The following is a 20,053-nucleotide window of genomic DNA, read 5'->3' on the forward strand; positions in this document are numbered from 1 at the left end:
GTCGTCCCGGCGATTGTGGTCCCAGCGCAGGAAGCCGGCCGCCTCAGCCGACGCCTCGTCCTCGAACCACACCGCCGGACGCATCCTGCTGAAGCCGGGGGACTCCCGGGTGTGGAAGAGCATGGAGTCGATGTTGCCCTTGATGGTCCAGCCCTCTGGGCCGAAGCCGTTGCCCGCCGGCAGGGCGGAGCCCGCGCCGTAGTCGGACGTGCTCCGTCTGCCCGTGGTTGCCAGCGTGCCCGTGTCGCCCGGTGAGCTCGGCTCTGTGGCAACGGTTTCCGGCTCCGCGTCCACCCCGGAAGAGATCAGGCCAGGGTCCGACGGCTCCCAGTCGGTGGTCGGGGCGCTGACAGTCGGTCCCGGTCGGGCGCCCTCGTCGACCGCTCCGCGCGCGTCGTCGCCACTCTCCGTGCCCGCCGGGGCAGCGGTCTCCCATTCGGACATCGGCGCGATCCCCCCCGCACCGACCGGCGAAGTCGCGGCTGGGACCTCGCCCGCATCCGGCGCGGTGGGCTCCCGACGGGCGGGCGGCTCGAGTTCCTCGGCGCCCCCGCGAGTGCGGACGACGGATCTGACGACGGCCACGATGAGCAGCAGGACGATGACGATCCACACCCAGGACGGCATGATGGTGACCCCTTCAACGGTTGCGGACGCAGGTGTGTGGGTTCCGCTGTCGAGCAGGCTCGGAGCCTCACGTGGGGTCACGCTAGCGAAAGAGGGAAGCGGTCGACCAGCGCGGCGACGGATCCGTGTCGATCCGGGCCGTGGGCGCTGGTGAGCGGCAGGAAAGAGGGGCAGAGTGGGTCCGGAACGACCCGACCCCGCGATGGAGCGACCCGATGGACGCCAAGGACCTCCCCGATCTCGACCACGTCGAGGAGACGATCGCTGCGGCCCGTGAGGCCAAGGACAAGCTGCTCGACGTCGACCCCCACGCGATCAACCCGACCGAGGACGAGACGGCCCCGACCGACAACGACACCGACGCGGACACCGGAGTCGCCGAGGCGAGCGACGGGCCGCGGACCGCGTCCGACGACCCGGACTGAGCGGGCTCTGTGAGCCGTTGCCAGCAACGCGGGTGACAATGAGCCCGTGAGCCAATTCCTCGACGGCATCCTCAACCTGTCCCCGATCTGGATCTACCTCATCGTGGGGCTCCTCGTCTTCCTCGAGGACGCGATCTTCATCGGCTTCGTCCTGCCCGGCGAGACGGCGGCCGTCCTCGCCGGGGTCTCGGCGAGCTTCGGGCAGACCGAGCTGGCTGTCGCGATGGTCATCGTCGTCGTGGCCGCGATCCTCGGCGACACCGTCGGCTACGAGGTCGGAAAGCACGTCTTCGGACCCAAGATCATCGACGGCCGGTTCCTGCGGGGCCATCGCCACAAGCTCAACAGCGCGGAGGACTTCCTCAAGCGTCGCGGCGGCACGGCCGTCTTCCTCGGCCGCTTCACCGCGTTCTTCCGTGCGATGATGCCGGCGCTGGCGGGGGCTGCCGGGATGCCCTACCGCACCTTCCTGGTGTGGAACGCCGCGGGCGGGATCATCTGGGGCTCGCTCTTCGTCACCCTCGGCTACCTCGCCGGGCACTCCTACCGGGCCATCGAGCAGACGGTCGGTCGGGGCCTGGCAGTCGGGGTCGCGGCCGTCGTCGTCGTGGCAGCGGTCGTCTGGAAGATCCGGTCAGAGCGCCGGGACAAGACCGAAGAGCGGGAGTATGCCGCGGAGCAGGTCGGCGGCGAGCCCGCCGCGAACCCCGACCGCGCCTGAGGCCGCAGCCGGTCCGCGCCTGCGGGCACCCGGCATACGCCGTCGTGGTGGCGCCTCGTCGTCCGCCGGGGTCAGCCGCTGCGGCGCTTGCGGGCCTGCTCGGCCTTGCGGCGCAGCTGGTTGTAGCTGCCGCTGAGGCCCATCGCCTTCCTGACCTCGGCGACGACGGCCTTGACCTCCGTGCGGGTGCGCTCGGTGCCGTCGACGATGATCTCGTCCACGAGCCCGCCCCGCTTCTCGTAGGTGGACCGGCGCTCGCGCATCGGCTCGAGATAGGCGTTGAGCGCGACCGTGAGCCTGTCCTTGACCTCGACGTCGCCCACGGTGCCGGCCCGGTAGCGGTCCTTGAGGTCGTCGACCTCGCCCGTGTCGGGGTTGAACGCGTCGTGGTAGGCAAAGACCGGGTTGCCCTCGACGGTGCCGGGGATGTCGGCGCGCACCCGGTTGGGGTCGGTGAACATCCCGGCGACCTTCTTCTTCACCGTCGCCGCGTCGTCCGAGAGCATGATCGCGTTGCCGAGTGACTTGCTCATCTTGGCCTGGCCGTCGGTGCCGATGAGGGTGGTGATCTCGCTGACGATCAGCTCGGGGATCGGGAAGACCTCGCCGTAGAGGAAGTTGAAGCGCCGGGCGATTTCGCGGGTGACCTCGACGTGGGCGTGGTTGTCCTTGCCGACCGGCACGATGTTGCCCTTGACGCAGAGGATGTCGGCGGCCTGCAGGACGGGATAGCCGAGCAGCCCGTAGGGCATCTCGTCCTTGCCGGCCGCGCGCGCCATATCCTTCAGGCTCGGGACCCGCTCCAGCCTCGGGACGGTGACGAGGTTCTGGAAGAGGGTGTTGAGCTCGGTCACCTCGGGGATCGCCGACTGGAGGTAGAAGGTCACCTGCTCCGGGTCGATGCCGGCCGAGAGCTGGTCGAGCACCATGTCGCGGGCGTTGCCCGCCACCTCGTCGATGTCCTTGCGGGTGTTCTTCGTCGTCAGCATGTGCAGGTCGGCGATGATGAGGAACGTCTCATAGTCGTGTTGTAGACGCACCCTGTTCTCGATGCTGCCGACGTAGTGACCGAGGTGCAGGCGGCCGGTGGGCCGGTCCCCGGTGAGCATCCGCCTGCGCGCGGGCGCCGCGGACGGAGCGGCCGCGTCGGTGGTGGTGGTGGTCATGATCTGCTCCTTGGGTGGGGGCCCGCCGGGGTCATCGGCGCCTGACATGACGACGCCTGACACGCAGAAGCCGCCCTCGGTGGGGCGGCTTCGTGGTGGTGAACTCGAGGCGCCCGGTCAGCGCAGCCACCAACCCGGCAGGGCGCTGAGGGCGGAGCCGCGGATGCTGGTGGACGAGGTCACCGTTCGATCCTAGACCCTCGCGCTAGGGTCGAGAGCGGCGTGCGTCGCGCGCGCCCCAGGCCGTCGACAAAGGAGTCGCCTCATGCCCATCCCCACCGAGAACGTCGGGTCCCTGCCCCGCCCCGCGAAGCTGCAGCAGGCCATCGCGGACTACGACGCGGGCAGCATCGAGTTCGCCGACCTCGCTGCCCAGCAGGACGCCGCCTGCCGCGACTCCATCGAGCGGATGGAGGCCACCGGGGCGCCGATCGTGTCCGACGGGGAGCAGCGCGCCTCGAGCTTCGCGACCTACCCGCTCACGGACACGCTGGCGGGCACCGGCCTCGCGGACAACCTCGCCGGCGACGGGCAGTACTTCGCGATCTTTGACGACGGCCACCACCGCCAGCTGCCCCGGCTCACCGGAGGTCCGTTCCGCTACAAGACGTTCGCCTCGGACTACCTGAGCCAGTCCATCCCCTACGCGACGAAGCCGATGAAGCAGGCGGTCATCGCCCCGTCGATGCTGTCGCTGCTCTATCCCCTCGACGACCAGCTCGACGGCTACTCGCGCGAGCAGTTCCTCGCCGACCTGTGCGACGAGGCCGAGAAGGACATCCGGCAGGCCTTCGCTGCCGGTGCTGCCCGCGTGTCGATCGACTTCACCGAGGGCCGGCTCGCGTCGAAGAACGACCCCCGCAACCCGTGGACCGGCCGGCACATGCTCCAGCAGTTCATCGAGCTGAACAACCGGGTTATCGACCGGTTCTCGGCGCAGGAGCGGGCCAACATCGGCATCCACACCTGCCCGGGCGGCGACATGGACTCGGTGCACTCAGCCGAGGTCGACTACGCCGAGCTGCTGCCGTCGATGTTCGCCATGAACGCCGGCTACTTCCTCATGCAGCTGGCCAGCGAGAAGGACAAGGAGCGCGTCTACAAGCTCGTCGGCGAGCACAGCCGCGACGACGCGAACGGTGTCCCACAGGTGTGCTTCATCGGCGTCATCGACCCGCTCAACCCCACGGTCGAGACCCCGCAGCAGGTCGCGGCCGACCTGGTCTCGGCGGCCAACCACATCCCCAGGGAGCGGCTGGGCGCCACCGACGACTGCGGCTTCTCCCCCTTCAGCGTCGACGACAAGCCCAAGCACGGTTCGCCGGACTTCGCCCGGGACATCGCCTTCCAGAAGATCACCTCCCGCATCCAGGGGGTCGCGATCGCCTCGGAGAGGCTCGGCCTCTGACGGGTCCGTGCCTCAGTCGCCCCGGACCCCGTCCGGGGCGACGACTGAGCGGTGCAGGATCTTGCCGGTCGGTCCCTTGGGCAGCGACTCGACCACCCAGATGTGGCGGGGGTACTTGTAGGCCGCGACCCGCTCCTTGACGAACGCCGTGATCTCCTCGGGGTCGAACACGGCGCCATCCTTGAGGGCGACGGCGGCGCCGACCTCCTCGCCCAGCGTCTTGTGGGGCAGACCGACGACGGCCGCCTCGACGATCGACGGGTGCTCGTAGAGCGCCTCCTCGACCTCGCGGGGGTAGACGTTGTAGCCGCCGCGGATGATCAGCTGCTTCTTGCGGTCGACGATGGTGTAGTAGCCCTCGTCGTCGACCGTGGCGAGGTCGCCGCTTCTGAACCACCCGTCGACGATGGCCTCGGCGGTGGCCTCGGGCTTGCCGTGGTAGCCGGCCATCACGCCCTCGCCGCGGATCGCGATCTCGCCCATCTCGCCCGGCGCGGACTCGTTGCCGTCGTCATCGATGAGCATCATCTCCATGCCGCGCACGGGCCTGCCGATGGTGCCCGGTTTGCGCTCGCGGTCCGGCTGGTTGAACGAGGCGACCGGCGAGGTCTCCGAGAGCCCGTATCCCTCGAGGATCTGGCAGCCGAACCGCTTCTCGAACTGGCGCATCACCTCCACCGGGAGGGGCGAGCCGCCGGACAGACAGGTGCGCAGGCTGCTCGTGTCGAAGTCGCCCTCGACGTTGAGCATGGAGGCATACATCGTCGGGACCCCCTCGAAGATCGTCACCCGGTGCTTGGCGATCAGCTCGAGGGCCTTGACCGGGTCGAACCGGGGCAGCAGCGCCAGCGACATGCCGCTGGTCACGGCCGCGTTGAGCCCACACGTCAGGCCGAAGACGTGGAACAGCGGCAGGCACCCCATGACGATGTCGTCGGGCTGGCCCTGGATGAGCGTCTCCGTCGACGTCCGTGCGTTGCTGCTCAGGTTGTCGTGGGTGAGCAGCGCTCCCTTGGGCTGCCCAGTCGTGCCCGATGTGTAGAGGATGGTCGCGATGTCGCTCCCCTCGCGCGGCTCCGCCTCCCGCAGCGGTTCGACCCCGGCCAGCTGCTCCGGCGTGGGTCCGCCGGGCTCGACGACGACCAGCTGGACGCCCTTCTCGGTCGCGGCCTGCTGGGCGGCCTCGGCCACCGACGAGACGGCAAACACCGCCCGCGCGCCGGAGTCGGCCAGGTAGTAGCCCATCTCCCGCACCGAGAGCAGCGGGTTCATCGGGACGACCGCGCACCCGGCGAGCAGCACGCCGTAGAAGATCACCGGGTAGGCGGGCACGTTCGGCGCCACCAGGCCGACCCGGTCACCGGGGGCAAGCCCCATGCTGCGGACCAGGCCGGCCGCCGCCTGGGCCCGCGCGAGGAACTCGGCATAGCTGATCGTCTCGTCATCCACCCGTAGCGCCGTGCGGTCCCCGGCTCTTGCCGCAGCGTCGACGAGGTTGGCGGCGAGGTTCATGGAGGTTCCCTTTCGGCGGTCCGGCCCGGCGCACCGGATCGCGACGCCGCAGACCAAGTATGCCGCGCGGACACGCTGCCGCAACAGGCCAGACATGTCTGCCACGTTGCGACCGATGCGAGGGGCCGACAACGCAGGACGCCCCATCCCGCATACCGGATGGAGCGTCCTTGGATGCTGTGGCCGAGGCCTCAGACAGCCACGACCTGGAGGCTGACCTTGGCCTGGACCTCGGGGTGCAGCCGGACGAGCGCCTCGTAGGAACCCGTGGTCTTGATGTGACCCTGGACCTCGATTTTGCGCTTGTCGAGCGTGGGCCCGCCGGACGCCTTGACGGCGTCGGCGATGTCCGCGTTGCTGACCGCACCGAAGAGACGCCCGGCGTTGCCGGCCTTCGCCTCGACCGTGACGGACCTGGCCTCGAGCTGGCCCTTGATCTGGCGAGCCTCGTCGAGGGTCTTGACCTCGCGCGTGGCGCGGGCCTTGATGATGGCGTCGACCTGCTTCTGGCCGCCCTTGGTCCACGGCGTCGCGACACCGCGGGGGAGGAGGAAGTTGCGGCCGTAACCGTCCTTGACGTCGATGACGTCGCCGGCGGCACCGACACCGGTGACCTCATGGGTGAGGATGAGCTTCATGTGCGTGTCTCCTTCAGCTCTCGCCGGGCTCAGCGAGCCGAGCTCGAGTAGGGCAGCATGGCCATCTCACGGGCGTTCTTGACGGCCGTGGCAATGAGTCGCTGCTCTTGGGTGGACACACCGGTCACCCGGCGAGCGCGGATCTTCCCTCGGTCGGAGATGAACTTGCGCAGCAGCGCAGTGTCCTTGTAGTCGATGTTCTCGATCTTGGCGATCTTGAGGGGATTCGCCTTCTTCTTGGGCTTGCGCACAACGGGCTTGGCCATCGTGGTGCTCTCCTTCTGTATTGAGAGCCCGGGTTTGCTCCCCGGGATAGCTGTCTTGAGGAATGTATGCCGTGCAGCGCGGTCCACAGTGTGGACCTCACCTCAGGCGCGAGTCGCCGATCGAGATTGCGGGGTGGTTCAGCCGGTGATCAGAAGGGGGGCTCGTCGTAGGACGGCGCTCCGCCGCCCCAGCTCCCCTGGCCACCACCCTGGCCACCCTGCTGGCCGCCACCCTGGGGAGCGCTCTGGCCACCCTGGTTGCCGCCGAACCCGCCGGGAGCCGGGGCGCCGTTGCCGGCACCCGTTGCCCACGGGTCCTCGGAACTGCCGCCACTACCGCCAGTGCCGCCGAAACCACCACCACCCTGGCCACCCGAGGCACCGAAGCCACCGCCCGAACCCTGGCCGTTGCCCCGCTGGGTCTTGGTGACCTTCGCGGAGGCGTAACGCAGGGACGGTCCGATCTCGTCGACCTCCATCTCGACCACGGTGCGCTTCTCGCCTTCCTTGGTTTCGTAGGAGCGCGACTTCAGCCGGCCGGACACGATGACGCGAGTGCCCCGCTGGACGGACTCGGCGACATTCTCGGCCGCGTCGCGCCACACCGAGCAGCGCATGAACAGCGTCTCGCCGTCCTTCCACTCGTTGCTCTGACGGTCGAACGTGCGCGGTGTCGACGCGACGGTGAAGTTCGCCACGGCAGCACCGGACGGCGTGAACCGCAGCTCGGGGTCGCCGGTGATGTTGCCAATGACGGTGATGACGGTGTCGCCAGCCAATGTGATCCTGGTCCCTTGGTCGTCGGGGTCGAGTCGAGGCTCAGGCGCCGGGGCGCAGGAGCTTGGTCCGCAGGACCGACTCGTTGAGGCCCAGCTGGCGGTCCAGCTCCTGGGCGGTAGCCGGCTCGGCGGTCATCGTGACGACCGCGTAGATGCCCTCGGACTTCTTCTTGATGTCGAACGCCAGGCGGCGACGGCCCCAGATGTCGACGTTGTCGACGGAGCCCCCGTCCTTGGTGACGACGGCGAGGAGCTTGTCGAGGGACGGAGCGACGGTGCGCTCTTCGAGCTCGGGGTCGAGAATGACCATGAGTTCGTATGTACGCATGCGTTAACCCACCTCCTTTGGACTTGGCGGTCACGGTCTCTCCGTGACAGGAGGGTTGCTGCGTGCCGCCATGACTCCACCCTGTCAGGTGAGTCCGACAGGGGTCGGGGTTCATCCACAGGGGGCACTGCGTCACGGCGAGCCCGACCAGACTACCGGCATCCCAGGGCTCAGCCGAACCTCACGATGAGGTGGTCGCGCGCGCCGCGCAGGGGGCCGGCCAGCTCGTCGTGCTCCTCGTCCCCGACATCCCCCATGTCCCCGTCGAGGTCTCGGTCGAGGTCGGCGCCCGGGTCGGCGACCGGGTCCGCGCCCGGCTGCCTCGTCGGCTCCGGGGGCCCGTCGTCGACGAAGACCTGATGACGAGCGCGCGCAACGGCCCAGGTGCGCTGGACCAGCCACCCCACGGCGCCGAGGCGGAGCAGGAGGAACAGGGCGTACCACCCGGCCGGCAGGCCGCGGTCCGCCACCGAGGCGCCGGCGAGATAGAGCCAGACGGCGACGAAGTGGAGCGCCTCAGCAGCGGCCCAGACGAGGTGGTCACGCCACCGCATCCCGACCAGGGCCACGAGAGGGACGAGCCACAGCGAGGCCTGGACGGGAAAGGACTTCCCGGTGACGACGACGATTCCGAGGATGACCAGGGCGACCTCGGCGACACCGGGACGGCGGCGGCTGGCGAGGGCGAAGACCGCTCCGCAGCAGAGCGCGGCGACCCACCCGGCCGCGCAGAGGATTGTCACCGCCACCGGGGGCAGGGCGTGCCCGGCGAGCTGGGGCAGCAGCCACGGCGAGCCGAAGCCGGCTCCGGCCTCCAGCCAGCCGCGGTAGGCGAGGACGGCTGCGTCGGCATTGACGGCGCCCAGCACGGCCAGGACCACGGCGAAGGTCAGGATCGCGGCCCCGGCGGTCCGCCCCCAGGCCCGCACCCGACCCGCACGCAGCGAGACGAGCAGGAGCGCCACGAGAATGACGATCGGATAGGTCCGGGCGGAGATCGCGAGCCCCAGCAGGACCCCCGACAGGACGAGGCGCTCCCGGCTCCAGAGGTACATGGCTGCGGCGGCGAGCGCGACGCCCAGCACGTCAGGGGCGACGACCACGGTGAGGAGCACGACCGGCGACAGGGCCACGTGGGCGGCCCGGATCGGGAAGCCCCGCACGGAGGCCGTGGTCCACCACGTCGTCAGCGCGATGAGCACCGCGCCGAGGACCGCCCACAGCGCGAAGTAGAACCGCAGCTGGCTGTCCATCGGGCCGGACGGGACCACCGAGGCCAGGAGCGACATGACGAACGCGGTCAGCGGCGGGTGCGCCGGGCTCGGCGCACCCGTGCCCCCGGCGAGGAACGCTCCGATGCCCGCCGAGAGGCCGGCATCCTGGTAGGTCGCCGGGAGGTCGGAGAAGCAGGCGTGCCAGAACTGGTCGGGCGTGCTCCACCCCTGGTCGATGCAGTGGGCGCGTTCGGCCACCCCGAGGGCCATCGGCACGGCCGAGACGGCGGCGAGCCCTGCGGCGGCGCGGCGCCACCCCTTGGCAGCCACCACGGCATACCGTCCCAGCGGGCCGCCGATGACCTGGGACGCGGACCGAACCACCGTGTCCTCCCGGCTGGGGACGGCGATGCGGTCCGGGCTCGTCCACGACATGCGGGCAGCCTACGACGGGTCGCTCAGCCGACGGGCGTCGTGCTCGCGCTCGCCACTCCGGCCGCGGGTGCCACCGGTGGGACCACCACCGGCGGCGGGGTGACGGGCGGCGCAATCGTCTTCGTCGACGGACCGGTGGTCGTCACCCGTGGCGCAGTCGTCGTGACCGGCGGCCTGGTGGTGGCGGGCGGCGCCGTCGTCGTGACCGGCGGCAGGGTCGTCGTCGGCGGCGCCGTCGTGGTCGTCGGCTGCGGCGTCGTCGTCGTGGGCGGCGGCAGGGTCGTCGTCGGCGGCGCCGTCGTCGTCGTGGGCGGCGGCGTCGTCGTGGTGGACGGCGGGTTCGTGGCGGTCGTGGCCGGCGGTGCGACGGAGGCCTTGTCGTCACCGACCCCTGCCCGCTGCGGGAAGTCCGCCGGCGGCACGCCGTTGAGGGCCGCCGTCATGAAGTCCTTCCAGATCGACAACGGGATCGAGTTGCCGCTCAGCTCGGTGATCCCCCCGATGTTCTGGAGCGGCTGGGGGACGCCGCCCACGTCCTTGTAGATGCCGACGGACACCGACAGCTGCGGCACGAACCCGGTGAACCACACCGACTTGCGCTCCTCCGAGGTGCCCGTCTTGCCGGCGACGGGGCGGCCGATGTCGGCGCGAGAGGCGGTGCCGCCGGGGGCGGTGACCTGCTGCAACGCGTCGATGACGTCAGCGGCCACGTCCTTGGGGAAGGCCTCCGTGAGCTGCTTGCCGGCCTTGTAGTCGATGTTGACCTGGTCCGAGGTCACGGCGGCGACCAGGTAGGGCGCGGCACGCTGGCCCTGCGCCGCGATCGTCGCGTAGGCGCTCGCCACGTCCAGGACGCGCGGCGAGGCGGTGCCGAGGACGTTGGTCAGGTCGTCCCCGAGACCGGCGGTGGCCGAGGGGATCCCGGCCGCGACGGCCGCGACGTGGGTCGCCTTCGGGCCGATCTTCTCGTTGAGCCCGACGAAGACCGTGTTGATCGACTTGGCCGTCGCCTTGCGCAGGTCGACCATCCCGTAGTCGGTGTTGCCCTCGTTCTCGATCCCTCCGGCCCGGCCGAGACCGGGCACGGCGAGCGGGCTGTTGCCGTCGAACGTCGTCTTCGTGCTGATGCCCTGCTGGAGCGCGGCAATGAGGGCGAAGGGTTTGAACGTCGAGCCCGCCTGCATCATCGCGTCCGTCGCCGAGTTGTAGGGACGGGTCTGGTAGTCCGCCCCGCCGTACATCGCCACGATGGCGCCGTCGCCCGGGCGGACCGCCGCGAGCCCGGCATACACGTCCTTGGCGTCCTTGGGGAAGTCCTTGTCCATGGCGGCGACCGCTCCGTCCTGGGCCTGCTTGGAGATCGTCGTGGTGATCCGCAGGCCACCGCGGTCGATGTCGCTGTCCGAGAGCTTGAGCCCGGAGACGAGCTCCTTGCGGACCTCGTTGACGAGGTAGCCGTTGGTGCCGGCGAGGGTCTTGTTGGGTTGCGGCGCGATCGTCGGCGGGGCGGTGGTGATCGTCGCGCGCTCGGCGGCGCCGAGCCATCCTTCGGTCACCATGCCGTCGAGGACATAGCCGAAGCGGTTCTGGAGGTTCGTCTGCTGCTTGGTGCCGAGCGCGGGGTCGTAGAGCGAGGGGGCGTTGATGACCGACGCGAGCACGGCCCCCTCGGCGACCGTGAGCTGGCTGGCGTCCTTGCCGAAGTAGGCCTTGGACGCGGTCTGGATGCCATAGGCCCCGCGGCCGTAGTAGATCGTGTTGAGGTAGTTCTGGAGGATCTCGTCCTTGGACTGCTGCTGGTCGATCTTGACGGCGACGATGATCTCCTTGCCCTTGCGGGTCAGGGACTTGTCCTGGGTGAGGAAGTAGTTCTTGACGTACTGCTGGGTGATCGTCGAGCCACCGCTCTGGGTGTCGGCGCCGCGCGCCGCGTCCCAGATGGCGCGGGCGATGCCGGTCGGGGAGACGCCCTTGTTGGTGTAGAAGGTCCGGTCCTCCGCAGCGAGCACCGCCTTCTGCACGGGGTCGGGCACCGTGGCGAGGTTGACGGACTCGCGGTTGCCGTTGACGTCGCTGATCCTGGCCAGCTCGGTCTTGCTGTCGTCGTAGTAGACGATCGACGCCTGGGCGTTGGCCAGCTGGTTCGGCTTGGGCGGGTCGATTGTCGCGTAGGCGATTGCGATGCCCACGCAGCCGAGCGCGAAGAGGCTGAGCAGGGTGAAGAGCACCCACTTCAGCACCCGGCGGCCCCGGGAACGCGGCTGGGTGGCCCCCGTCGCGGCCGCCTTGCGGCTCGGCTTCGAGGTGGGGTGCTCCCCTCGGGTTCTGCTGCTCACAGGTCCACTTCCGTCGTCTGGGCGGCCGGTTCGGCCCTCGGATGGGCGCGCCGGGCCCGCGCCCAGTATGCGTGGGCTTGCTGACCCGGAGGGCGCGATGTATCGACGCGATATATCTGGTGTACGATCGAAGCAGACAAACCGAGGGTATGTCAGGTCTGAGGAGGTGGCTCGTGGCTCGTCGCGCCGCGCTGCTGGAGTTCGCCGTCCTCGGGCTCCTGCACGAGTCGCCGATGCACGGCTACGGGCTGCGCACCCGGCTGGTCTCCGCCCTGGGGGCCTACGGACCGCTGCGCGCCCTGTCCTACGGCTCCCTCTACCCCTGTCTGCGCCACCTGCTCGACACGGGCTGGATCACCCAGGTCCCGCGGGCCGCCGGGTCGAGCGGGAGCAAGCGCGCCCGGATCGTCTACGAGCTCACGCCCGACGGCAAGGAGCACTTCCAGGACCTCGCCACCGCCGCCGGGCCGAGCGCGTGGGACGACGACGAGTTCGACGTCCATCTCGCGTTCTTCGCCCGCACCACGGCCGAGGTCCGGCTGCGCATCCTCGAGGGCCGTCGCTCCCGGCTCGAGGAGCGCCTCGCCAACATCCGCGAGGCGTCGGCTCGGGGCCGTGAGCGGATGGACGGCTACACCGCCGCCCTCCAGCAGCACGGTGAGGACTCCGCAGAGCGCGAGGTCCGCTGGCTCGACGAGCTGATCACCGCAGAGCGCTCCACCCCCCCACCTCCGGGTGGAGGTATATCCGAGCGCTCTAGCGCTCGGATATACCTTCACCCGGGGGAGGTGGGAGCAGCACCCAGCCCCCCGGCATACCCGGCCGGTGGGCTCCCCTCACACAAGGAGTAATCCCATGGGATCCATTCGCGTCGCCATTGTCGGCGTCGGCAACTGCGCCAGCTCGTTGGTGCAGGGAGTCGAGTACTACCAGGACGCGTCGCCCGAGGGCGTCGTCCCCGGCCTGATGCACGTCACGTTCGGCGAGTACCACGTCAGGGACGTCGAGTTCGTCGCCGCGTTCGACGTCGACGCCAAGAAGGTCGGCTTCGACCTGTCCGAGGCGATCAACGCCTCCGAGAACAACACCATCAAGATCGCCGAGGTGCCCCCGACCGGCGTCATCGTCCAGCGCGGTGTCACCAACGACGGCCTCGGCAAGTACTACCGCCTGACCATCGAGGAGTCCGACGCGGAGCCGGTCGACATCGTCGCCGCGCTCAAGGCGGCCAAGGTCGACGTGCTCGTCTCCTACCTGCCGGTGGGCTCCGAGGTCGCGGACAAGTACTACGCCCAGTGCGCCATCGATGCCGGCGTCGCCTTCGTCAACGCGCTGCCCGTCTTCATCGCCTCCGACCCCGTGTGGGCAGCCAAGTTCGAGGCCGCCGGCGTGCCGGTCATCGGCGACGACATCAAGTCCCAGGTCGGCGCGACGATCACCCACCGGGTGATGGCCAAGCTGTTCGAGGACCGCGGCGTCGTCCTCGACCGCACCTACCAGCTCAACGTCGGCGGCAACATGGACTTCAAGAACATGCTGGAGCGCGACCGCCTCGAGTCGAAGAAGATCTCCAAGACCCAGGCCGTCACGTCCAACCTCAAGCACGACCTCGGCGAGCGCAACGTCCACATCGGGCCGAGCGACTACGTCCAGTGGCTCGACGACCGCAAGTGGGCCTACGTGCGCCTCGAGGGCCGGGCGTTCGGTGACGTGCCGCTCAACCTGGAGTACAAGCTCGAGGTCTGGGACTCGCCGAACTCGGCCGGCATCATCATCGACGCCATCCGCGCGGCGAAGATCGCCCAGGACCGCGGCATCGGCGGCGCCCTGCTGTCCGCCTCGTCCTACCTGATGAAGTCCCCGCCGGAGCAGCGCCCGGACGACCTCGGCCGCGAGAAGCTCGAGGCCTTCATCGCCGGGACCGAGGCCCGCTGAGTCTCCCCGCACCACCAAGTATGCCGTCCGCTCACCGTGAGCGGGCGGCATACCTGCGTCCGGGGTGTGGCCAAACAAGCAGAGGGCACCTCTGGCGCCCGACTGTCCTGGTATGCCGGGCGGCTGGCCACACTTGCCTGTCCGGACGAGCTTGGGGAGGGGGTCAGGCCGGCGGAGGTGGGGGCACCGGGCGCCCAGCGCGCCGTTCGAGCCAGGCGTGGATTGCCCACCGGACCCGCTCGGGGTGGAGCATCACGTCCTCCCAGGAGAATCGGAGGATCGCCCAGCCCCACACGGTGAGCTCGGTGTAGCGCCGGCAGTCCCGGACTCGGTCCGTGCGCGAGCTGTGGTGGGCGAAGCCCTCGGCCTCCAGCACGAGCATCGCCCGCTCGTCTCCCAGGGCGACCGTCGCCCAGAGTCCCGAGTCCCAGATCTGGAGCTGCGGCTCGAACCTCAGCTCGGTGAACTCGAGCGCGATCGCCCGCAGGACCGACTCGAACGGGTTCGCGGACCGGCCGCCGCGATGAGCTGGGCCTCGGTGACGTCGCCGGCGCGCAGGGCCGAGTCGGCGACCGTGAGGGCCGCGTCGAGCGGGAGGGATGCCGCGCAGTCGAGGACGGTGCGGACGGGCGAGGTGACGCCTGGCTCCCGTTCCTTCGGGTCGAGGTCGCGCCACCGTACCCCGGCGCGGTCTTCCTTCAGCTGGTGCCGCTTGCGCGGAAAAGTCACCCAGGGCTGGTCCGGCTGCGTCTTGACCTCCCAGCCGTGCGCGACCGCAGCACTGAGGTGGGAGAGCACGCCGGTGAGTCGATGGGCCTCGCGCCGGTGCCCGGCCGCTGTCGGAAGGGCATATCGCCCCTCGTCGGATGCGGTGGATGGCCCCGGCTGAGCGCGCCCTCCTGACCGCACGGGGAGAGATCTCCTCGGCAAGCGCGCGCCAGGACGCGCATCCTCCGAGCAGGGTCAACGCCTCGACAACGCGTCCGGAAGCCCCCTCCGAGGGTGCCTGAGCCTGACAGGGGGCGCCGGCGGTTGTCCACAGGTGCTCGCCGACAGGCAGAAGGCGCCATCAGCGACCGACCTGTCCCGGTATGCCGGGTAACGGACGACCTTCTGCCGGTCCGGCGGACCTCCAGGTCAGCCAGCGAACGCCAGGGTCGGCCGCGGAACACGCAGCGGCACCCCGTGGTTGACGACCACATGAAGATTGACATCTGGTCCGACGTCGTGTGCCCGTTCTGCTACGTCGGCAAGCGCCGCCTCGAGGCCGCCCTCGCCGAGTTCCCCCACCGCGACGACGTGGAGGTGGTCTGGCACAGCTTCGAGCTCGACCCGAACGCCGAGGCCGCGCCCGCCGGGTCGCTCCCGGACCGCCTCGCTGCGAAGTACGGCATGACCCGCGAGCAGGCCGTCGCCAGCCAGGAGAGCCTCGCCGTCAACGCGGCCACCGACGGTCTCGACTTCCAGTGGGAGAAGGCGCAGCCCGGCAACACCTTCGACGCGCACCGGCTCATCCACCTCGCGGCCGAGACCGGGCGCGGCGACGCCGCCAAGGAGCGGCTCCTGCACGCCTACTTCACCGAGGGCCGGGCCATCGGCGACCCCGAGACGCTCGCGACACTGGCCATCGAGGTCGGGCTCGACGGGGTAGAGGTGCGCCGCGTGCTGGCATCGGACGCCTACGCCGACGCGGTGCGAGCGGACGAGGAACAGGCGCGCGCCTATGGGATCAACGGCGTCCCGTTCTTCGTCCTCGACGGGAAGTTCGGCATCTCCGGAGCCCAGCCCGCCGAGGTCTTCAGCCAGGCCCTGACCCAGGCCTGGACCGAGTCACACCCGCTCCAGATGGTGACCACCGCGCAGGGCGACAGCTGCGAGGGCGACGCCTGCGCCCTTTGACCGGCCATCGCCGGCCCGGAGGACGGGTCAGTCCACTTGACATGGGTACAGCGCCGGACCGACGCCGGGAAGGCGTTGACTCTCTGCGAGCTCGAGCAGTGCATTGGAGGCTGCTCTGGAGCTCTCCCCGGTGCCGGCCATCCGGGCCGCAATGAGTCCGGCCACCAGGGGGGCAGAGAATGAGGTGCCGTCCCACCGGGCCAAGCCGTGGAATGTCTGTTTCGCGGGCCGCTTGGGTGGCTCCTGGTAGGTGTAGACACCCTTCGCGTACGCGTTGACCAACCCCTCGCCCAGGGCGTAGACGTCGACCCATTCGCCATAGTTGCTGAACCAGGCCCGATGAATCTGATCGATCCCGAGCGCTCCCACGGCTACGACCTCGGGCAGCGCGGCGGGATAGAACGGGCGGTCTGTGCTGTCATTGCCCGCGGCAGCCACGAGGGTGATCTCGGGATGTGCCGTGAGGAAGCCTCGCATCCCGAGCAGAGGCCAGTCCTTGCGGCTGTAGGTGCCAGCCGACAGGTTGATGACCTCGGGGCGGAATTCCATCACGAGCTGCTCGAGCTTCTCGATGATCACGTGTTCAAGTTCGCCACCGGACAGCGAGAAATGGTTGTTGACGTAGACCTCGGAAGAGGGCGCCATGCAGCGCGCCACGCCCGCAACGAAGGTTCCGTGGCCGGCATACTCCGGGATCCTCGCCGGCCCGCCCGGGGCACCCAGCGAGAGCTCATCGACCTCGCCATTCACCCCGTCGAGCCAGGAAAAGTCAGCGATGTCCTGGAGAAGACCAGTGTCGGACACCCCGAGTCGCACCGGTTCCCGCCGGCCCTGGGCGTCGCTGAGGGTGCACGGCGCCGGCCACGGGGCGACCTGTCCACCGTTCGGCGGCTCCGGCTCGACGGCCGGGCAGATCCGGGCAACATGCAGGACGTGGACCGGGGTCACCGGGAACTCGGCGTCCGGACGGGGGGTGTGACGCTGAGCGCCGAGGCGTTCGTCGATGAGGTCGAGGGCCTCGGGCACCGAGAGCTGCCCGCCTGCCAGCTCGTTGATCGAGAGGACCACGAGGCCGGAGCTGGTCAGGCTGTCCGTCTGGTCGGCGCGGTCGGCGCGACGCAGTCCGGGCAGGATGTCGTTCAGCCGTGCAAATCCCTCGGGAGAGTCCACGGTCAGCAGCCTGCCCACCTGGTAGAGGTAGTCGACCTCACCCGCCGGGGTGAACGCGACGGCGATCTCGATCCCCTGCCGAGCGAACGCATCCTTCATCAGGCGGAACTGGGCATCGAAGACAGGATCCATCATCTGCCCCTTTCGGGATCGTTGAGTTGGTCGTAGACAGGAGGGTGATCGCTCGGTCCTGATACGTCAATCCGGTGAGCAGCGTGGTCGGCTCGGTTGCGGCGGTCACCGTTGCCACCGTGCTCGCGAAGGCCTCGCCGGCGTCCCCGACACCTTGCCCTGCTCGCGTTCTCGCCCCCAAGATCTACAGGTATGGCCGTGCCACCCCAGCAGGCCCGTGACGGACCGGAGGATCTCCTTCCCCTGGCTCTGTCGCGGCCCAACGATGCCTTCGACCGAGCCAGGGCGGTCCTCGCCGCCGAGCCGACACCGTATGCCGCCTCGATGGCGCATCAGGCGATCGGCCTGGTGCTGCGTGAGTTCGGCGACATCGATGCTTCCGTGCGCGAGCTGCAGACGGCTCGGCGACTCGCCCGTCTGTCAGGTTCCGCGGACCGGGAGGTCGACGTGCTGGGGACTCTCGGGGTCGCCCTCGTCCTCGCCGGCCGGACACAGTCGGGGCGCAACGCCCTCAACGAGGCAGCGAACACCTCCACCGGTCGTCTGCACGGCCGCTCCCTCTTCCGTCGCGGTGCAGTGCTGCACATCCTCGGGCACCACCGCGAGGCGCTCACCGACCTCAACCGGGCCATCGCGGTCCTCCGCGCCGTGGACGACTCGATCTGGCAGGCCCGGGCGCTGACTGAGCGCGCGTTCACCCACCTGGCGCTGGGAGGGGTCCACCGGGCCGCGGCAGATCTGCAGCGCGCCGAAGCGCTCTTCGTCGCCAGCGGGCAGGAGCTGGAGTCGGTGGACGCCACTGCGCACCGGGGGCTGCTCGCACTGCGGCTCGGCGACCTCCCGGCGGCACTGACCTGCTTCGACGACGCATCCGAGCGCTTCGAGAAGCTCGACACCATGGAACCGGGTCTGAGCCTGAACCGGTGCGAGGCACTGTTGGCCGCTGGCCTTCCCGATGACGCCGTGCGTGAGGCCGACCGGGCGATCACTCGCCTGGAGCGCATCCACGGCCAACCCACCAAGCGTGCCGAGCTGCTGCTCATGGCGGCGACGTCAGCACTTGCTGCCGGCCAACACACCAAGGCCCTGGAGCGCGCGACGGAGGCGGCCCGGCTCTTCCACCGGCAGGGCCGAGGCTGGTGGCGCGTCCATGCCCGGCTGGTTCAGCTGCGTGCCGGCTTCGCCGCCGGTCCCCCGACCCTGACGATGTTGCGTGACGCCCACCAGTGTGTCGACGAGTTGGTGGCAGTCGCATCCCCTGACGTGCCGTTGGCCCGGTTGACGGCCGGCAGGGTCGCGCTAGCCGTCGGGTACGCCACCCTGGCGGACGAGCACCTGACTGCGGCTGCCGTCGGTCGGCACAGGGGCCCGGCACTGTCGCGCGCCGTGGCCTGGCTGTCGGAAGCGCTACGCGGCGAGGCCGCTGGCGACAGACGTCGAGTGATGCACGCCTGCCGCAGCGGTCTCAACGTCCTGGACGAGCATCGCAGCATCCTCGGCTCCTCCGAGCTGCTCGCCCAGACGACCGCGCACGGCGCAGAGATGGCGAACCTCGGGCAGCGCCATGCGCTGCAGCTCGGTCGGGCGCGGCAGTTGCTCTCCTGGAGCGAGAGGTGGCGAGCGATCGCGCTCGCCGTCCCTGCGGTGCGCCCATCGGACGACGCCCACCTCCAGGCCGACCTCGCATCCGTGCGGGACGTCACGCGACGCCTCGCTCGGTCGTTCGAGCGAGGCCTTCCCACGGCGAAACTTGCCCGCGACCAGCAGCGGCTCGAGCAGGCCATCCGGGCACGGGCGATGCGGACCTTCGGCGCCACAGCGCAGCGCGGATCCCACACCCGGCCCGGCGACTTCGACGTCGGTGCCCTCCTTGACGAGCTTGGCAACGACCGGCTGCTCGAGCTGGTGGACGTCGACGGCGCTCTGCACGTCCTCGTGTGCGGCGCGGGCCGGGTCCGACGCTTTGCCGCGGCTCCGACGGCGAGGGTCTCCGCGGAGCTCGACTTCGCCCGCTTCGGCCTGACCCGCATCGCGTACGGACGCTCGGCACACGCTCCGACCGATGCGCTGGAGATCCTCACCAGGTCGGGCGAGCTGATCAACCAGCTGGTCCTGGGCGAGGCACGGCGACACCTCGGCGACGGGCCGATGGTCATCGTCCCCCCCGGTCGACTTCAGGCGGTGCCCTGGTCCCTGCTTCCGGACCTCCGGGAGAGAGCCGTGAGCGTGGCTCCCTCGGCGACGACATGGCTGCGGGCTCGGCGGGCCAGAGGCGCCGGGGACTCTGACACAGGCCGTGTGGTCCTCGTCCGCGGCCCTGGCCTGGCCTCCCAGGGCGCCGAGGTTCCGCAGCTCGCCGCCGCCTACCGACTCGACGACGACGATCTCGTCGTCCTCGAGAACGGCACGGCCACCGCAGCCAGGGTGCTCAGTGCGATGGACGGCGCGCGGCTCGTGCACATTGCGGCACATGGGACCTTCCGTGCCGACAGTCCGATGTTCTCCGCTCTCGTGCTGGACGACGGTCCTCTGACGGTCTACGACCTGCAACGGATGCACCGCGGCCCCAGGCAGATCGTGCTGTCCAGCTGCGACAGCGGTGCCGTTGCCCCCGCGGGCGCTGACGAGGTGCTCGGTCTGGCAAGCTCACTCATCCCTCTCGGCACTGCCGGCATCGTGGCGAGTGTGGTCGCGGTGAATGACGACGCTGCGGTGCGGTTGATGACCGCGCTGCACCAACGACTGCGCTCCGGCGCCGGCCTCGCCGAGGCGTTGTGCCAAGCGCGCCACGAGATGTCCTCCGACCCGGTCGCGTCCGCCACCGCCCTCTCGTTCATCGCCCTGGGTGCGGGCTGACGCCCCTCCGCCCCGTCAACAGTCGCGCCGTGGTCGGGATGAACCGGTCAACGCCGCGGGCCGACGCCCGGACCAGGTCGTCTGCAGGAGGTCGCTCCTCGCGAGGGGCTGCGCCCCACATCTGCTCAGGAGTCCCGGGTGAGCGGGGAGCGAGCGGCCAAAACCCACCCGCGATCGCAGCAACAGGCAGAGCTGCTCGCCCACGC

General features: G+C 70.0%; 18 protein-coding genes and 1 pseudogene. 7 read left to right on the forward strand and 12 right to left on the reverse strand.

From position 1 onward, the window contains the following. Positions 1–627 (reverse strand): annotated as a pseudogene (locus tag ACLL9L_RS07460) (hypothetical protein); the annotation flags it as partial. Positions 628–842: 215 nt separating this feature from the next. On the opposite strand from ACLL9L_RS07460, the gene ACLL9L_RS07465 reads away from it, so the two are divergent. Both ACLL9L_RS07465 and ACLL9L_RS07470 read left to right on the forward strand, forming a co-directional pair. Next, entirely contained in the window at positions 843–1,052 is a 210-nt protein-coding gene (locus ACLL9L_RS07465; protein ID WP_411284013.1) for a hypothetical protein, read from the forward strand. A 46-nt stretch (positions 1,053–1,098) separates the two neighbouring features. After that, positions 1,099–1,773: a DedA family protein gene (locus tag ACLL9L_RS07470; protein ID WP_411284014.1), complete on the forward strand. Its 675-nt coding sequence runs from the start codon at positions 1,099–1,101 to the stop codon at positions 1,771–1,773. A 71-nt stretch (positions 1,774–1,844) separates the two neighbouring features. Here the strand turns inward: ACLL9L_RS07470 and trpS are convergent, their stop codons facing one another. Beyond that, positions 1,845–2,939 (reverse strand): tryptophan--tRNA ligase, encoded by a 1,095-nt coding sequence (trpS, locus tag ACLL9L_RS07475; RefSeq protein WP_411284015.1) that lies wholly within the window; start codon positions 2,937–2,939, stop codon positions 1,845–1,847. A 265-nt stretch (positions 2,940–3,204) separates the two neighbouring features. Here trpS and ACLL9L_RS07480 point away from each other — a divergent pair, with 265 nt between their 5' ends. Further along, a complete protein-coding gene (locus tag ACLL9L_RS07480) occupies positions 3,205–4,347 on the forward strand; it encodes a hypothetical protein (protein WP_411284016.1) in 1,143 nt (380 codons plus the stop codon). A gap of 12 nt (positions 4,348–4,359) precedes the next feature. Here ACLL9L_RS07480 and ACLL9L_RS07485 read toward each other — a convergent pair whose 3' ends face one another. The 7 genes from ACLL9L_RS07485 to ACLL9L_RS07515 all read right to left on the reverse strand — a co-directional run bounded on the left by ACLL9L_RS07485 (position 4,360) and on the right by ACLL9L_RS07515 (position 11,855). After that, positions 4,360–5,955, reverse strand: a complete 1,596-nt coding sequence (locus tag ACLL9L_RS07485) for a long-chain-fatty-acid--CoA ligase (protein WP_411284017.1) — start codon at positions 5,953–5,955, stop codon at positions 4,360–4,362. Positions 5,956–6,050: 95 nt separating this feature from the next. Further along, positions 6,051–6,497, reverse strand: a complete 447-nt coding sequence (gene rplI / locus ACLL9L_RS07490) for a 50S ribosomal protein L9 (protein ID WP_411284018.1) — start codon at positions 6,495–6,497, stop codon at positions 6,051–6,053. A gap of 29 nt (positions 6,498–6,526) precedes the next feature. Continuing rightward, positions 6,527–6,763 carry a 30S ribosomal protein S18 gene (rpsR, locus tag ACLL9L_RS07495; RefSeq protein WP_411284019.1) on the reverse strand — a complete coding sequence of 79 codons (237 nt, stop codon included), beginning with the start codon at positions 6,761–6,763 and terminating at the stop codon, positions 6,527–6,529. A 149-nt stretch (positions 6,764–6,912) separates the two neighbouring features. Further along, the gene (locus ACLL9L_RS07500; protein WP_411284020.1) at positions 6,913–7,542 is read right to left on the reverse strand and encodes a single-stranded DNA-binding protein; all 630 of its coding nucleotides are present in this window, start codon (positions 7,540–7,542) and stop codon (positions 6,913–6,915) included. Between the two features lie 40 nt (positions 7,543–7,582). Further along, positions 7,583–7,870, reverse strand: a complete 288-nt coding sequence (gene rpsF, locus ACLL9L_RS07505) for a 30S ribosomal protein S6 (protein ID WP_411284021.1) — start codon at positions 7,868–7,870, stop codon at positions 7,583–7,585. Between the two features lie 170 nt (positions 7,871–8,040). Next, entirely contained in the window at positions 8,041–9,519 is a 1,479-nt protein-coding gene (locus ACLL9L_RS07510) for a glycosyltransferase 87 family protein (protein ID WP_411284022.1), read from the reverse strand. A 23-nt stretch (positions 9,520–9,542) separates the two neighbouring features. Beyond that, entirely contained in the window at positions 9,543–11,855 is a 2,313-nt protein-coding gene (locus ACLL9L_RS07515) for a transglycosylase domain-containing protein (protein ID WP_411284023.1), read from the reverse strand. 173 nt (positions 11,856–12,028) lie between these two features. On the opposite strand from ACLL9L_RS07515, the gene ACLL9L_RS07520 reads away from it, so the two are divergent. Continuing rightward, positions 12,029–12,706 carry a PadR family transcriptional regulator gene (locus ACLL9L_RS07520; RefSeq protein WP_411284024.1) on the forward strand — a complete coding sequence of 226 codons (678 nt, stop codon included), beginning with the start codon at positions 12,029–12,031 and terminating at the stop codon, positions 12,704–12,706. A 4-nt stretch (positions 12,707–12,710) separates the two neighbouring features. Then, positions 12,711–13,790 carry an inositol-3-phosphate synthase gene (locus tag ACLL9L_RS07525; RefSeq protein WP_411284025.1) on the forward strand — a complete coding sequence of 360 codons (1,080 nt, stop codon included), beginning with the start codon at positions 12,711–12,713 and terminating at the stop codon, positions 13,788–13,790. Between the two features lie 163 nt (positions 13,791–13,953). Here the strand turns inward: ACLL9L_RS07525 and ACLL9L_RS07530 are convergent, their stop codons facing one another. Next, complete coding sequence (locus ACLL9L_RS07530; protein ID WP_411284026.1) at positions 13,954–14,172, reverse strand: DUF559 domain-containing protein; 219 nt, start codon at positions 14,170–14,172, stop codon at positions 13,954–13,956. A 71-nt stretch (positions 14,173–14,243) separates the two neighbouring features. Further along, positions 14,244–14,588 (reverse strand): hypothetical protein, encoded by a 345-nt coding sequence (locus ACLL9L_RS07535; protein WP_411284027.1) that lies wholly within the window; start codon positions 14,586–14,588, stop codon positions 14,244–14,246. A 402-nt stretch (positions 14,589–14,990) separates the two neighbouring features. Between ACLL9L_RS07535 and ACLL9L_RS07540 the strand changes: the two genes are divergently transcribed. After that, positions 14,991–15,689, forward strand: a complete 699-nt coding sequence (locus tag ACLL9L_RS07540; RefSeq protein ID WP_411284028.1) for a DsbA family oxidoreductase — start codon at positions 14,991–14,993, stop codon at positions 15,687–15,689. Between the two features lie 27 nt (positions 15,690–15,716). Here ACLL9L_RS07540 and ACLL9L_RS07545 read toward each other — a convergent pair whose 3' ends face one another. Continuing rightward, complete coding sequence (locus ACLL9L_RS07545; RefSeq protein WP_411284029.1) at positions 15,717–16,991, reverse strand: S8/S53 family peptidase; 1,275 nt, start codon at positions 16,989–16,991, stop codon at positions 15,717–15,719. 192 nt (positions 16,992–17,183) lie between these two features. On the opposite strand from ACLL9L_RS07545, the gene ACLL9L_RS07550 reads away from it, so the two are divergent. Next, the gene (locus ACLL9L_RS07550; RefSeq protein WP_411284030.1) at positions 17,184–19,847 is read left to right on the forward strand and encodes a CHAT domain-containing protein; all 2,664 of its coding nucleotides are present in this window, start codon (positions 17,184–17,186) and stop codon (positions 19,845–19,847) included. Positions 19,848–20,053: the final 206 nt, after the last annotated feature.

Source organism: Lapillicoccus sp. (assembly GCF_046595215.1).
Classification (GTDB): Bacteria; Actinomycetota; Actinomycetes; order Actinomycetales; family Dermatophilaceae; genus Lapillicoccus.

Excerpts from the sequence above, each read along its gene's own strand:
- ACLL9L_RS07545 (WP_411284029.1), bottom strand. The coding sequence starts at position 16,991 with ATGGATCCTGTCTTCGATGCCCAGTTCCGCCTGATGAAGGATGCGTTC.
- rpsF (WP_411284021.1), bottom strand. The coding sequence starts at position 7,870 with ATGCGTACATACGAACTCATGGTCATTCTCGACCCCGAGCTCGAAGAG.
- ACLL9L_RS07465 (WP_411284013.1), top strand. The coding sequence starts at position 843 with ATGGACGCCAAGGACCTCCCCGATCTCGACCACGTCGAGGAGACGATC.
- ACLL9L_RS07525 (WP_411284025.1), top strand. The coding sequence starts at position 12,711 with ATGGGATCCATTCGCGTCGCCATTGTCGGCGTCGGCAACTGCGCCAGC.
- trpS (WP_411284015.1), bottom strand. The coding sequence starts at position 2,939 with ATGACCACCACCACCACCGACGCGGCCGCTCCGTCCGCGGCGCCCGCG.
- rpsR (WP_411284019.1), bottom strand. The coding sequence starts at position 6,763 with ATGGCCAAGCCCGTTGTGCGCAAGCCCAAGAAGAAGGCGAATCCCCTC.
- ACLL9L_RS07530 (WP_411284026.1), bottom strand. The coding sequence starts at position 14,172 with ATGCTCGTGCTGGAGGCCGAGGGCTTCGCCCACCACAGCTCGCGCACG.
- ACLL9L_RS07485 (WP_411284017.1), bottom strand. The coding sequence starts at position 5,955 with ATGTCTGGCCTGTTGCGGCAGCGTGTCCGCGCGGCATACTTGGTCTGC.
- ACLL9L_RS07540 (WP_411284028.1), top strand. The coding sequence starts at position 14,991 with ATGAAGATTGACATCTGGTCCGACGTCGTGTGCCCGTTCTGCTACGTC.
- ACLL9L_RS07510 (WP_411284022.1), bottom strand. The coding sequence starts at position 9,519 with ATGTCGTGGACGAGCCCGGACCGCATCGCCGTCCCCAGCCGGGAGGAC.
- rplI (WP_411284018.1), bottom strand. The coding sequence starts at position 6,497 with ATGAAGCTCATCCTCACCCATGAGGTCACCGGTGTCGGTGCCGCCGGC.
- ACLL9L_RS07480 (WP_411284016.1), top strand. The coding sequence starts at position 3,205 with ATGCCCATCCCCACCGAGAACGTCGGGTCCCTGCCCCGCCCCGCGAAG.
- ACLL9L_RS07550 (WP_411284030.1), top strand. The coding sequence starts at position 17,184 with ATGGCCGTGCCACCCCAGCAGGCCCGTGACGGACCGGAGGATCTCCTT.